Source organism: Streptococcus sp. M143 (genome assembly GCF_000162495.1).
GTDB classification, from domain to species: Bacteria; Bacillota; Bacilli; order Lactobacillales; family Streptococcaceae; genus Streptococcus; species Streptococcus dentisani.
Genome location: NZ_GG730097.1, coordinates 297,669 through 312,060, shown reverse-complemented (window position 1 = coordinate 312,060; position 14,392 = coordinate 297,669). Strand labels below are relative to the sequence as shown.

Annotated in this window: 13 protein-coding genes and 1 pseudogene; all 14 read right to left on the bottom strand. The window is 40.0% G+C overall.

The annotated features are described in order from the left end of the window. Positions 1-90: 90 nt before the first annotated feature. Complete coding sequence (gene dprA / locus HMPREF0850_RS08205) at positions 91-939, bottom strand: DNA-processing protein DprA (protein WP_000705335.1); 849 nt, start codon at positions 937-939, stop codon at positions 91-93. A 167-nt stretch (positions 940-1,106) separates the two neighbouring features. Next, positions 1,107-2,930 carry a translation elongation factor 4 gene (gene lepA / locus HMPREF0850_RS08200; protein ID WP_001047190.1) on the bottom strand — a complete coding sequence of 608 codons (1,824 nt, stop codon included), beginning with the start codon at positions 2,928-2,930 and terminating at the stop codon, positions 1,107-1,109. 78 nt (positions 2,931-3,008) lie between these two features. Further along, positions 3,009-3,737: a metallophosphoesterase family protein gene (locus tag HMPREF0850_RS08195; RefSeq protein ID WP_000133322.1), complete on the bottom strand. Its 729-nt coding sequence runs from the start codon at positions 3,735-3,737 to the stop codon at positions 3,009-3,011. Further along, positions 3,738-5,405 (bottom strand): DNA repair protein RecN, encoded by a 1,668-nt coding sequence (recN, locus tag HMPREF0850_RS08190; RefSeq protein ID WP_000923604.1) that lies wholly within the window; start codon positions 5,403-5,405, stop codon positions 3,738-3,740. It abuts the gene before it with no gap. A 6-nt stretch (positions 5,406-5,411) separates the two neighbouring features. After that, positions 5,412-5,843 (bottom strand): arginine repressor, encoded by a 432-nt coding sequence (locus HMPREF0850_RS08185; RefSeq protein WP_001034388.1) that lies wholly within the window; start codon positions 5,841-5,843, stop codon positions 5,412-5,414. Then, complete coding sequence (locus HMPREF0850_RS08180; protein WP_001041051.1) at positions 5,836-6,651, bottom strand: TlyA family RNA methyltransferase; 816 nt, start codon at positions 6,649-6,651, stop codon at positions 5,836-5,838. The genes HMPREF0850_RS08185 and HMPREF0850_RS08180 overlap by 8 nt, the downstream gene beginning before the upstream one ends. After that, positions 6,644-7,519: a polyprenyl synthetase family protein gene (locus HMPREF0850_RS08175; protein ID WP_000743841.1), complete on the bottom strand. Its 876-nt coding sequence runs from the start codon at positions 7,517-7,519 to the stop codon at positions 6,644-6,646. Before HMPREF0850_RS08175 ends, HMPREF0850_RS08180 begins: the two co-directional genes overlap by 8 nt. Further along, positions 7,516-7,728, bottom strand: coding sequence for an exodeoxyribonuclease VII small subunit (locus HMPREF0850_RS08170; protein WP_000043226.1), 213 nt, complete (start codon positions 7,726-7,728; stop codon positions 7,516-7,518). Before HMPREF0850_RS08170 ends, HMPREF0850_RS08175 begins: the two co-directional genes overlap by 4 nt. Next, positions 7,706-9,046: an exodeoxyribonuclease VII large subunit gene (gene xseA, locus HMPREF0850_RS08165; RefSeq protein WP_000417485.1), complete on the bottom strand. Its 1,341-nt coding sequence runs from the start codon at positions 9,044-9,046 to the stop codon at positions 7,706-7,708. The genes HMPREF0850_RS08170 and xseA overlap by 23 nt, the downstream gene beginning before the upstream one ends. A gap of 128 nt (positions 9,047-9,174) precedes the next feature. Further along, on the bottom strand, positions 9,175-9,813 hold the full coding sequence (udk, locus tag HMPREF0850_RS08160; protein WP_001181363.1) for a uridine kinase: 639 nt from the start codon (positions 9,811-9,813) through the stop codon (positions 9,175-9,177). 112 nt (positions 9,814-9,925) lie between these two features. Further along, positions 9,926-10,804: a tRNA pseudouridine(55) synthase TruB gene (truB, locus tag HMPREF0850_RS08155; RefSeq protein ID WP_001013290.1), complete on the bottom strand. Its 879-nt coding sequence runs from the start codon at positions 10,802-10,804 to the stop codon at positions 9,926-9,928. 19 nt (positions 10,805-10,823) lie between these two features. Continuing rightward, on the bottom strand, positions 10,824-11,909 hold the full coding sequence (locus tag HMPREF0850_RS08150; protein WP_000622661.1) for an AAA family ATPase: 1,086 nt from the start codon (positions 11,907-11,909) through the stop codon (positions 10,824-10,826). Then, positions 11,910-12,709, bottom strand: a pseudogene (locus tag HMPREF0850_RS13275) (hypothetical protein). A 9-nt stretch (positions 12,710-12,718) separates the two neighbouring features. Next, positions 12,719-14,389, bottom strand: a complete 1,671-nt coding sequence (locus HMPREF0850_RS08140) for a hypothetical protein (protein ID WP_000426757.1) — start codon at positions 14,387-14,389, stop codon at positions 12,719-12,721. Positions 14,390-14,392: the final 3 nt, after the last annotated feature.

The window sequence follows — 14,392 nt, the reverse complement described above, 5'->3', positions numbered from 1 at the left end:
CTTTATAAAGTGTAAACCATTTTTCTATAGCTGTCAAGACTTAACTTCTATATATAGAAGAAAAGTTTATCTGTGTGAACAAATTTCTCCTTAAAATTCAAACTCAGCCAGCACATCTTGACCGCTGGAAATCAGTTTTGCCCCCTCTTGGATCAAGTGGTGGCAACCATCTGAATGGCCATCAAGAATGTTCCCTGGAATAGCAAAGACATCGCGACCTTCCTCCATAGCTCGCTCACAGGTGATGAGACTCCCTGAACGCATTCTTGCCTCTGCTACAATAACTCCACGGCAAAGTCCTGCAATGATACGATTTCGAGCTGGAAAATGAAATTTCAGAGGTTGCTCGCCAGGTCCATATTCACTGAGAACCAGATGGTCATTGCCAATATACTCCTGCAAGCGTTTATTGGCTTTAGGATAAAACACATCCAATCCTGTTCCAATCACAGCAATCGTTTTTCCACCATTCTGGAGTGCAGCCATGTGGGCAGCCGTATCAATCCCTTTAGCCAAACCACTGACCACGATTAACTCGTTTTCCAAACCTTGAATGACTCTCTGAACCGACTTTGCTCCCTGACTAGAACATGAACGGCTCCCTACAACAGCAACCTTTGGAAACTTCAGCAAGTCTAGATTTCCCTTATAAAACAAGAGCGCTGGAGCATCATAAATCTCACTCAGATCCCAAGGATAACAGTCATCAAGAATCGAGAAGGATGGAAATTTTTGGAACTCTTTCTCCAACTGTGCATCATCTATCTGGAAATAGCGTTCCATAAAGACAGCGGGATTTCTGCAACCAGAGATTTCTGCAATATCTCCTAATAAAAGTTCTTGATCTACAGTCTCGTCATATTCAAGGACAGTTAAAATTTGTTGATTGGTCAGCCCTGCTTTTCTCAATTTGTAAATCTCATAGTTTGTTATCTTCATATACAACTCCATTTCTTTTTCTACTCATCTATCTATTCGTAAAAATAGCAAAAAGAAGACCAGTTGATCTTCTTTTTTCATTTATTCAGCTTTCGTATTTGACCAGCTAGAGTCTATCAAAAGTCAAAAAACTCTTGAAAAATCTTCAAGAGTTTTATTTTATATTTCTATTCTTCATCCATGCTTAAGACGCTGAGGAAGGCTTCTTGTGGGACTTCTACTGATCCGATAGCTTTCATGCGTTTCTTACCAGCTTTTTGTTTTTCAAGCAGTTTGCGTTTACGAGAAACGTCACCACCGTAACATTTGGCAAGTACGTTCTTACGAAGGGCCTTGATATCAGTACGGGCCACGATCTTGTGCCCAATAGCTGCTTGAATCGGCACCTCAAATTGTTGACGAGGGATGATTTTCTTGAGCTTATCCACGATGAGTTTCCCACGTTCGTAGGCAAAATCCTTGTGAACGATAAAGCTGAGGGCGTCCACCTTGTCCCCATTGAGAAGGATATCCATTTTGACCAGCTTAGATGGGCGGTACTCTGACAATTCGTAGTCAAAGCTTGCATAACCACGCGTTGAAGACTTAAGCTTATCAAAGAAGTCAAAGACGATTTCAGCAAGCGGAATTTGATAGATAACATTGACACGATTGTCATCAATATAGTCCATGGTCACAAAATCCCCACGCTTGCGCTGAGCCAGTTCCATCACTGCTCCAACAAACTCCTGTGGTACCATAATCTGAGCCTTGACATAAGGTTCTTCAATGGTCGCAATCTTGGTTGGGTCTGGGAACTCAGATGGGTTAGACACATCCATAGACTCACCGTCGGTCAAATTAACCTTATAAATAACAGACGGAGCTGTCATGATGAGGTCGATATTGAACTCACGTTCTAAACGCTCTTGGATAACATCCATATGGAGAAGCCCAAGGAAACCACAACGGAAACCAAATCCAAGAGCCTGAGATGTTTCTGGTTCAAACTGCAAGCTAGCATCGTTGAGCTGCAGTTTTTCAAGAGCTTCACGAAGGTCATTGTACTTGTTTGACTCAATTGGGTAAAGACCTGCAAAGACCATAGGGTTCATCTGCTTGTAGCCATCTAGCGGTTTTGCGGCAGGATTGCTTGCTAGGGTCACTGTATCTCCGACACGAGTATCTTGAACCGTCTTGATAGAAGCTGCAATATAACCAACGTCACCTGTCGCTAGGAAATCGCGCCCTACTGCTTTTGGAGTGAAAATTCCAACCTCAGTAACGTCAAATGTCTTGCCATTGCTCATGAGCTGAATCTTATCACCTGGTTTAACAACTCCATCCATGACACGAACTTGTAGGATAACCCCACGGTAAGCATCGTAAACAGAGTCGAAAATCAAGGCCTTGAGTGGCGCCGTCACATCACCAGTTGGGGCTGGCACTTTTTCCACGATTTGCTCAAGAATCTCTTCGATACCAATACCAGCTTTGGCAGAAGCTAAGACTGCTTCACTGGCATCCAGTCCAATGACATCCTCAATCTCTGTACGAACTCGCTCAGGATCGGCTGCTGGTAGGTCAATCTTATTAATAACTGGAAGAATTTCCAAATCATTGTCCAAGGCTAGATAAACGTTGGCAAGAGTTTGAGCCTCAATTCCTTGTGCGGCATCGACTACCAAAATCGCCCCTTCACAGGCTGCTAGAGAACGCGACACTTCATAGGTAAAGTCCACGTGCCCAGGTGTGTCGATCAAGTGGAAAATATAGGTCTCACCATCTTTAGCAGTGTAATTCAGCTCAATAGCATTGAGTTTGATGGTAATTCCGCGCTCTCGTTCTAGGTCCATACTATCCAGAAGCTGGGCTTGCATTTCACGACTAGAAACGGTCTCAGTCGCCTCCAAAATACGGTCTGCCAAGGTTGACTTCCCGTGGTCAATATGGGCGATAATAGAAAAGTTCCGGATTTTCTCCTGCCGTTTTTTCAATTCTTCTAAATTCATGATTCTCTTCCTTTCAGGGTATCTATTTATTATAAATTGTTTTTAACATTTTGACAAGACCATACCCTGCTAGGAGTACTAATCTTCGGCGATAAAGCCGTCATTTTCGATAAAGTAGTGTTCGGCCATTCCTTGGTCTGTAAAGACGATTCCATGAAGGACACCACCATAGACAGCTCCTCCATCCATACCAATCTTGCCATCTTCTGTTATCCATAGTTCAGCAGTACCTCGGTCTTGCTTCAACAAACCATAAACAGGTGTATGCCCAAAGACAATCGTTTTTCCAGTATGGTTGGCCGCTTCGTGGAATGGTTTTCTGAGCCAGACTTTCTTGTAATCAGTCGTTTCATGCCAATCATCCAAGGTCAAATCAATACCAGCATGCACAAAAATATACTTGTCTGTCTCTATCACAAAAGGCATCTGACGAATGAATTCGACCAAATCCGCTGCTTCCGTCTCAACACGTTTAGCGTCTTCAACTGCATCCACAGGTGCATCCAAAGGACGCCCTAGGATTGAGTTAATGGTTGTATCACCACCGTTTCGACGATAGTGGTCATAGCTTTCTTCAGGATTGTCCAACCAAGTCAAAAACATATACTCGTGGTTTCCTGATAGACAGATAGCCCCTTGATTGTCCACCAAGTCCTTAACCATTTCTAGAACACGGCGGCTATCTTCACCTCGGTCAATCAAGTCACCTAGAAAAAGCAACTGAGTGTGACCATCCCATGTTTTGAGAAGGTCTTCCAGCATACCTGCTTTTCCATGGACATCTCCAATTACATAATAGTCTGTCATTTATTTCTCCTTCGTTTGCAATAATTCTCTGGCTTGGGTAAGGGCTGCTTCTGTTACATTCTCTCCTGCCAACATCTTAGCCACTTCCTCTACTCGCTCTTCTAAAGTCAAGAGACGAACTATCGAAACAGTTGAATGTTCGTCGCTAATCTTCTCAATGAAGAATTGATAATCCGCGATGGCAATCACTTGTGGAAGATGAGAAATAGCTAAAACCTGACCATGCTGGCCAATCTTATGAATCTTCTGAGCAATAGCTTGGGCTACACGACCTGAGACTCCCGTATCCACCTCATCAAAGACAATACTGGTCTTACCTTCCTTACGAGAAAAGGCAGATTTGATAGCAAGCATGAGACGAGACAATTCCCCACCAGATGCAACCTTAACCAAGGGTTTAAAGTCTTCACCAGGGTTGGTTGAAATGTAAAACTCAACTGTTTCATTCCCCTCACGACTAAATTTCCCCTTGTTAAAGCGAACCTGGAACTGTGCCTTCTCCATATAGAGGTCTTGCAGTTCTTGTTTAATCTCTGCCTCAAGCTGCTGGGCCAAGTCATGGCGAGCAGATGCAAGCTGACCTGCCAAGTCGACAAGCTTGACTTCCAATTTTTTGAGCTCTGCTTCCATGTCTTCGGAAGAAAGGTTATTCCCTGTCAAGAGATTGTACTCATCCGTAATCTTGGCAAAATAAAGCAGGACATCGTCCACAGTCCCACCGTATTTACGGGTAATAGTATTCAGAAGGTCTAAGCGATTCTCAACCTGCATGAGGCGATTACCATCAAAATCCAAGTCCTCAATAATATCTTCTAAACGCTTTGTAATATCTTCTAAAACATAGTAGGTCTCAGACAGAGAACTTGAAATTTCACGGTAGTCAGGGTCATACTCTTCGACACTTTCCATGTCATTCATGGCTGAGCGGACATTAGCAAGACTGGAGAATTCCTCATTGTCCAACATACTGTAAGCATTGGTTAGCGTATCCGCAATATTCTTATGATTGAGGAGTTTATCTCTTTCTTGGTTGAGAGCCAAGTCTTCACCAGCCTGCAAGTTTGCTGCTTCAATCTCTGCCATTTGAAATTCCAACATCTCAATGCGAGACTTGTGTTCCTGCTGGTTTTTCTTGACTTCAAGAACCTGCTTGCGCATTTTGCGATAGGCGTCAAAGCTTGTCTGATAGGTCTCCTTCAAGTCCAAGAAAGCTGCATCACCAAACTCATCCAACATCTGGATGTGCAGTTGAGGACGCATTAACTCCTCTTGGTCATGTTGGCCATGGATATCCACAAGGTGTTGCCCAATGGCGCGCAAGACAGAAAGATTGACCATCTGGCCATTCACGCGACTAACACTACGTCCGTTTTGGAGAATCTCACGGCGGATGATAATTTCATCCCCCAACTCCAAGCCTTGCTCTTCAAAGAGTTCTTGTAAAGAACGACTATTCTCAACAGAGAAAAGCCCTTCAATTTCAGCCTTGGGAGCACCATGACGAATAACATCTGTAGTCGCTCTAGCTCCTAACATCATGTTCATGGCATCGATGATGATCGATTTCCCAGCACCTGTTTCACCAGTTAAGACTGTCATGCCTTTTTCAAAATTGAGTGAAATCGCCTCTATAATGGCAAAGTTTTTTATCGAAATTTCAAGTAACATATAAACCTACCAATTTTTTACTTGTTCAAATATTTCCTTGGCGTCTTCTTCATTTCTCAAGATAATCAAAATTGAGTTGTCGTCTGCCAGACAGTTGAAAATTCTCTCTGAGAAAGTATTCATCAGCTGACTCTTGACAAAGGCAGTATTCCCAGGAATGACATCCAGATTGATCATATTTCCCATGCGCTCAGAACCTACTATGTTATTCTCAGCCAACTGCAAACTTCTTACAATTGTTTTTGGCAATTCATAGATGTATTTATTGTTCTTCAAGGGAATTTTTACGATACCCAGTTCCTTAATATCTCGTGACACCGTCGCTTGAGTGGCAGAGATACCTGCTTCTTTTAAATGCTCAACGATTTCTTCCTGAGTCCCTATTTGATAATCCGTAACAAATCTTCTAATTTTTTCAAGTCTTTCTTTTTTATTCATCTTTAAATTCTCTATGTGCTCTCTCTACAACTTTTTCTATTTCAGGGGCAACTTGGTTACTTGCTCCCTCTTCCTTTTTCAAATATGCCAGAAATTCGATGTTTCCATGTCCACCTTGGATTGGTGAATAGTCTAATCCAAGCACTGAAAAACCTTGATCAACTGCCATAGCAGTGACAGATTCAAGGACATTCTGATGGACCTTGGCATCGCGAATGATTCCATTCTTCCCAATCTGCTCACGACCTGCTTCAAACTGGGGTTTGACAAGTGCTACCACCTGACCTTGTTCAGCCAACACACGATGCAAGGCTGGTAAGATCAGACTAAGGGAAATGAAACTCACATCAATACTGGCAAAACTTGGTTCCTGCTCAAAGTCAGTCTTTTCAGCATAGCGGAAATTAAACTGCTCCATGCTGACAACTCGTGGGTCTTGGCGTAATTTCCAAGCCAACTGATTGGTACCAACATCGACTGCAAAGACTAACTCAGCACCATTTTGTAGCATGACATCGGTAAATCCTCCAGTGGAGGCCCCAATATCAATCGTTGTTGCGCCATCCACTGATAAATCAAAGACCTCCAGGGCCTTTTCTAGTTTCAAGCCACCCCGACTAACATACTTGAGTTTTTCACCCTTGAGTTTTAACTCAGTGTCATCTGGGATTTTCTCTCCTGGTTTGTCAAAACGCTCCCCATTAAGGACTGCTACGACTAGACCTGCCATGACACCGCGCTTGGCTTGTTCACGTGTTTCAAACAAACCCTGTTTATAAGCTAGTACATCCACTCTTTCCTTAGCCATTGATTCTCAAACTTTCTACTACTTTCACAATCGGCTCTGTTTCAAAGCTGACTTGCTGGGCGATTTCTTCCAATTTTTCATTAGCTTGATCCAGAGTTTGGTTACAAAAGGCCTTGGCCTCTTCCAAGCCCAACAAGGCTGGGTAGGTTGACTTTTCTGCCTGCAAATCCTTTTGTGGTGTTTTGCCGATTTCCTCAAAACTAGCTGTCACATCCAGCACATCATCTCGAACTTGAAAGGCAAGCCCAATCAATTCACCAACAGTTTTCAGTTTTGCCTGCATTTCAGGCGCCAATTCAGCTATGATAGCAGCTGCTTGGAAAGGATAGGCTAGTAATTTCCCAGTCTTATTAGCATGAATGGTCTGAAGTTCTTTCAAAGACAAATGTTGGTGTTCGCCTTCCATGTCCAAAACCTGCCCTGCAACCATTCCCAGACTTCCTGAAGCAAGGGATAAGTTGGCAATCAAGTCCACCTTGATCTGGCTTGGCAAATCTGCTTGCGCTATCAAGGCATAGGGATCTAGGAACAAAGCATCTCCTGCTAAAATGGCCATCGCTTCACCGAATTTCTTATGATTGGTTAAACGCCCCCTACGGTAATCGTCGTCATCCATAGCAGGAAGATCATCATGAATCAAGCTCCCTGTATGAATCATCTCCAAGGCCGCGGCCACTTGAGCGTGTGCTGGTTTAATAGCGACCTGCAAGGCTTCCAGAACTTCTAGCAAGAGAAAAGGCCGAATTCTCTTGCCACCAGCATGAATGGAATAGAGAACAGACTCTCGCAAACTAGAGGCAAACTGCTGGTCTCCATAAAAATTTTCTAAAGCCGACTCAACAAGAGCTAATTTTTCTTGCTTCTTCATTCAAAATCACTTTCTGTTCCGTCTTCTTGCATGACCTTGACCAAGGTCTTTTCAGCCTTGTCCAACGTCGCTTGGAGCTCTTTTGACAAGACCATCCCCTTTTGAAAGGCAGCAATCGCATCTTCCAAAGCAATTTCACCATTTTCTAAACTTTGGACAATGGTCTCCAGTTCAGCTAGATTTTCCTCAAATTTCTTTTGTTTTGACATCTTTAACCTCTAATTCTACTTGACCATCTCGCATCAAAAGCGTTACTTGGTCTTTTTTCTTCAACATCTCAACCGAATCTACAACGGACTCTTCTTTTTTGACAATAGCATAACCACGCGCCACGATTCGACTGGTATCCAACATCAACAAGGCTTCTGAAAGTCTCTTGACTTCAGCAACCTTGGCATCATAAACCAACGCCATTTGGCTACGTAGAAGCTTGTCTAACTGACCTAGACGATCTTGATAACGCTGGATTTTGGTAACAGGCGATAATTGGACTAGTTGATGCGTCCTTGCTTGGACTAGTTGGTTGCTGTCAGAAATCCGTGTTCGCAAACTTTGTTTTAAGCGCAGTTGCAGCTGGTCCAAGCGTTGCAAATAGCCGTCATACAAGCGCTCTGGTTGTCTAAAGATAACAGACTGACTGCATTTTTTCAGAGCTTCTTTTTTTCTTGACAGGACATTTTGTACAGCTGTCGCCATTCGTTTTTCCTGATTTTGCAAATGGCTCAAGAGATCCAACTTGGTTATAGGCGTTGCTAATTCAGCTGCAGCTGTTGGCGTCGCAGCCCGTCTATCTGCCACAAAATCCGCCAAGGTCACATCCGTCTCATGACCAACACTGGAGATAACTGGCAAACGGGATTCAAAAATAGCCCGTACCACGATCTCTTCGTTAAAGGCCCAGAGATCCTCGATGGAACCCCCACCACGACCAATAATGAGCAAGTCCAAATCGGCACGTTGATTAGCACGCGCAATATTTCGAGCAATTTCCTCCGCTGCTCCATCACCTTGTACTTTTGTCGGATAGAGGAGGATGTCAACACCAGGGAAACGTCTGCTGACGGTCGTGATAATATCTCGAATAACGGCTCCACTACGACTGGTTACTACGCCGATACGCTTAGCAAACTGGGGAAGAGGTTGCTTGAATCTCTCTTGAAACAGGCCTTCTTCCGTCAGTTTTTTCTTGAGTTGTTCAAACTGAATCGCAAGCGTCCCGACCCCATCAGGCTCAGCTTTTTCAATGATGATAGAGTAACTCCCGCTGGGTTCATAAACCTGTACACGCCCAATCACATTGATCTTCATTCCCTCTTCGAGGTCAAAACCTAATTTCTGATAGATCCCAGACCATATGGTCGCTTGAATAACTGCATGGTCATCTTTTAAGGAGAAATATTGGTGAGTAGGTCGTTTACGAAAGTTGGAAACTTGACCAGTTAAATAGACCCGTTCCAAGTAAGGGTCTTTATCGAATTTCATTTTCAGATACTTGGTCAAAGTTGTTACCGATAAATACTTTTCCATCTCCACCTACTATTCATTTTCTTGCTTTTCCATGGGTATTATTATACCAAAAATATGATTAAAAATCTCCTTTTTCCTACCGAAACTAAAGGAAAAATAGAAAAAAGAGGCCAAGCCTCCTCATCTCATTATTTGCTGTTACGAGCTTCTTCCAAAATCTTAGAAATCTTGGTTGTCAAAAGGTCAATAGCGACTGTATTGCTGGCACCTTCAGGAATAATGATATCCGCATAACGCTTGGTCGGCTCGATGAACTGGTGATACATAGGTTTGACCACACCAAGATACTGGTCAATCACGCTATCCAGACTGCGGCCACGTTCTTCCATATCGCGCTTGATCCGACGAATAATGCGCACATCATCATCTGTATCCACAAAAATCTTGATATCCATCAAATCGCGCAGACGCTTGTCCTCCAAGACCAAAATCCCCTCAACGATAAAGACATCTTGAGGTTCTTGACGATAGGTTTTGTTGCTCCGTGTATGTTCAGTATAGTCATAAGTCGGAATGTCCACTGGACGCCCTGCCAACAATTCCTTAATTTGCTCGATCATCAAATCCGTATCAAAGGCAAATGGATGGTCGTAGTTGGTTTTGACACGCTCTTCAAAGGTCAAATGAGATTGGTCCTTGTAGTATGAATCATGCTCAATCATGGCAATCTTTTCATCAAGAAAATGAGATAAAATAGCCTTTGAAACACTGGTCTTACCACCACCAGAACCACCTGTCACTCCGATAATGATTGGTCTATTTTGCATGCTATCCTCCGTTTTTTTATCCGTCGTCTATTCTATCACATTTTTTGTAAAATTTATAGTCTGATTTCGGATAGATTATGGGTAACAATCTAATACTTACAATCCAGTTTGACTAACCAAAAACCTTCCTTGGCTTGTAGAGATTATCTCTTTTTTCTAAAATAGCTAGCAATTTATCTCCTTCAAAGGCAGCCAATTCTTTGTCCGTTTGGTCTAACTCAATAAAACGACCAAAGCGCACTTCTGTAGCCTCTTCTGGAGTTAGGATAACTTTAACAAGGTCCCCTGTTCCAATCTCTAACGGATAAAGAAAGTCCAGCTGACCAGCCCCCACTTTTTCAGCAATTTCGTCCAAGGTAAGAGCATCCTCCAGTTGTAAACCTGCTGCACTCGTCCGAGTCAAATGGGACATATGGGCCTCATAACCCAGCTTCTCTCCCAAGTCAACAGACAAGGTACGGATATAAGTCCCCTTACTACATTTCACACGAAAAGTGAAACGTGCGAGGTAATCCTCATAAGAAATCGGACTTGTCCGTTCAAATTGATAAATAGTCACCTGACGTTCTGGACGCTCCACTTCCTGACCTGCACGCGCATACTCATAGAGCTTACGACCATTGACCTTGACAGCCGAATACATAGGTGGAATCTGAGTAATAGGCCCAGTCAGACTCGCAATGGCTTCATCGACAATGGTTTCATCCAAGGGAGACAAAACGGGTGTCTCTGCGACCACTTCCCCACTAGCATCCTCGGTCGTTGTGGAATAACCAAGAGTGATTTCCCCCTCATAGACCTTGCCCTCATCCTGCATAAACTCGACCATGCGGGTCGCCTTGCCAACCGCAATGGGCAAAACACCCACCACATTCGGATCCAAGGTCCCACCATGACCAATCTTCTTAGTTCCCAAAATCTTACGCAGTTTAAAAACCGCATCATGCGAGGTCATCCCCGCTTCTTTTTTTAAGTTGATAATACCGTTCATGTGTTGCTTTCTAATTCAATTAAAATATGTCCTCTTCAAGAATTGTTACATAGTTCTCTTTTGTAGCCAAAGAAAGGTTACTTAAACGTTTTGCTTGATTCATAATTATTTTATCAAATACATTTCTTACAAATCGACCATTTGCATTTTTATTTTTGGAAATATCACTTTGTTGTTCAAGATACTTTTTTAATTTCTCTGTAGCTGACTCTTGTAAAATGTAATCTTCTTTCTTGCAGTATGATAGAAAAATACCAAACATTTGGTCCACAGTATAATCTTCAAACGTAATAAAATAATTAAATCTTGATTTTAACCCAGGATTAGATTCAAAAAACTTTTTCATTAAATCATCATATCCTGCTACAATAACAACTAAATCATCACGATAGTCTTCTAATGCTTTGGTTAACTCAGTTAAACACTCTCGACCATAACTATCACTTTTATCGTTTTCAGTAATACTGTAAGCTTCATCAATAAATAAAACGCCACCCTTAGCTTTTTGGATCAGTCTTTTAACTTTTAAAGCTGTTTGACCTTGGTATTCAGCTATTAAATCAGTTCTAGTTGCTTCAATAAAATGACCTTTGCTTAGTATTCCTAGAGAACGGTACATATTACCAACAATTCTAGCAACTGTTGTTTTACCTGTACCCGGATTCCCTAGGAAAGCCATATGCATTGTTCTATTAGTTTTTTTTAACCCAATCTTTTCTCGGTTTTTCTGAACTTTGTTAAAGATTACTAGGTCTTCTATTTCTTTCTTTACATTTTCTAATCCTATCAAGGAGTTTAATTCATCGGACAGCTCCTCAAATGATTTGGTATTTATTTCTTTTAAAAAAGCGTACTCACTATCTATAAATCTAGAACCAAGATATTTATACAATAATTCTAAAATACTAGTTTGTCTATCTTTAATCTTAGGAAATCTATCATTATTTGACGAATTACCTAAACGTTTTATAAACTCTAATGCCGAATACTTTTTATCATCAACAATTTCTTGAAGAACAGTCTCAAATTCAAAAGAATTATTTGTTAAATCATCAATTTTCTTCACTTCCGATTTTAACAGTTTTAAATATGTTTCACTTATCATCTACATTCCTTTAAATAACAGAAATAATACTATTAGAACGAATAAGATTCCTAAGGTATAGAATCCTTTTCTAAGGAAACTAATCTCTTTTTGTTTTTCCTCTAATTTAATTTGAAATTTCTCGACAGTTAAAGTAAGATTTTTTCCTTCCTCTATCAATCGAACATTCATCTTATCTACAGCGTTTTTAAGATCATTTTGCGTTTCTTCAACTTGTAAATGCAAATCGTTAAAACTATTTTCTATTTTTACTAATGTTTTTAGCTTCGCTTTTAAACTATCAATTTCAATTTGAATTTCACTTTGCTTATCTTCAAGTTGTTCTAACTCTTCTAGCTTTTTATGATGTTTCTTCAATATATCAATTAAATCTTTATTCTGTTTAAAAACGTCATCTAAAAGTTTTTTATTACCTGTTTGATATTCTTCTATCTCGTGCAACCCCTGTATAGCTTTACTATTTGCCTCTTTGGCTGCAATCAAAGACTTTGAAATGCTTTGAATATACTCATCATCCAATATTTGAAATGTTTCGTAAATGGTATTAAATTCCTGAATAATTTTTTAATATGCTTATTTTGTTCTATCATTCTATTTTGAACAGCATCAGTGAGAGCGTTTAAATCCTTACCTTTAACATCATATTCCATGCCAATAAATCCTAGCATAGGATCGTCTTGTGGGACTGTTGGTAAATCTGATTGTTCTGGAATTTCTTCACTAAAAGCTTTCAACGCTTCTTTTTTCTCATTAAATCTTTCAGACTTTGCTAAAACCTGAATCTCTAATTCTTCTGACATAACATTCTCCTATAATAAATCGTTTAATGCACTTTGCATTTCTTCAAGTTCACTTTGCTTTTCATCAAGGTACATTTCATTAGCTAATAATCGTTGTTTGAAATCAATCTTTGAATTAGAAAACTCCTCTTGAACATTACCAAGTAGTTCTCTTAGTTTTTGATGATTCTTAGCCATCTTACTGAAGATATCATTTCTCTTAACAGCAACATTCTGCTCAGCAACAAAAATTTGGACTTCCTGAATTCTTAACAATTCGTTCTTCTTATTAGCTTGTTGCTTTTGATTTTCCTCAATTAATTTTTTTGAAATAAATTGATCAAGTCCGTTAATGATTATCGCTCCCAAGATTCCAGTTAGTAAACTTGCAAAGAACATCCCTAAAATATTAGCAATTGTTCCTAGAAGTTTTATTTTGAAATTCATTCCTGGTATCTTATTTAAGAACAGTTCAAAATATTCTCCTAAAAACAGCGCTCCTACAGCAACTAAACCAGAAGTAATAATTTTTGAAATGTGAGCTATCTTAATTGCTGTAGAATGTGTTTGATTTTCAGGGTTAGATAAATAAGAAATGCTTTCTCTGATAGAACCAAATAATTGTTTAATCAAGTTTGGTAACTTTTTCAGCTTTTGAGCGAAAGCTCCAATAATTTCTCCCACGATACTCCCAACAAAACTATCAATACCTACTTTGATAAAATCTCTAATTTTACCAAAGAAGGAATGAAGTGCATTTTTCATTTCATCTAAGAATGTATCAAACGAACGTTTTTTAGATTTGAAAAAACGGATTAAAGCATTCATTATTTCTTTTAACATTCCAAATAGAGCAGCAACAAACATAGCTTTAACCGCGTCTTTACCAGCTTTATTGGCCATTCTGACAGAAGCATTCTTTGCAATATCCTTATTGATAGCTTTCTTCGCTATTTTCTCAGCTTTGAGCATTTTCTTCGAATCAGCTGCTAATTTATCATTTAATCTTTTTTCATTTTTAGATTTAAGATTTTTCTTTTCTGCATCTGAGATATTCTTCTTATCAATCTTCTCATTAGCTCTTTTGACTTGATCCTTGAGATTTTTTTCCCTAGCTTCTCTATTCTTTATATATTCACTATTGGATTTTGCTCCTTTACTTTTATTGAGTGATTCGTTTGTTGCAGCAAAATTTTCTGATTTGTTTGCTAAATCCGCAGTTTCTATATCAGCAATCTTTCTCCAAGGATTTTCAAAAATTTGTTTACGTGCTACAACGTGATCTAAATTAGCTTTTTCATTTACTTTTAATGTTTTTCCGGTGTATTCATCCTTCAAGTTTCCTGATTTTTGCTTTTCTTTCATAGCATTATTTGTATCAGTATACCTTTTATCATCCATTATTGTAGCACCCTCTTTTTTTGTATAACCATTAGGATGCTTATCATTATACTGCTTAAGAAGCGCATCACTTGTCATATCCAAACCAATTTGATTCGCAAATTGATTCCATATTTCATCTAAAATAGCATCCCCTAATTTATCTGGGGAACTAATTTCTTTACATTCCAATTCTAATTTTTCAAGATTAGAAAACTCAGTTGTAAATTGTTGTTCCAGTAGTTCTTCTAACTCATCGTAGTTTAAATTTTCAGACTCATATACTTCTTCTGCATTCAACACTAATAATTCATTTTCCACTGC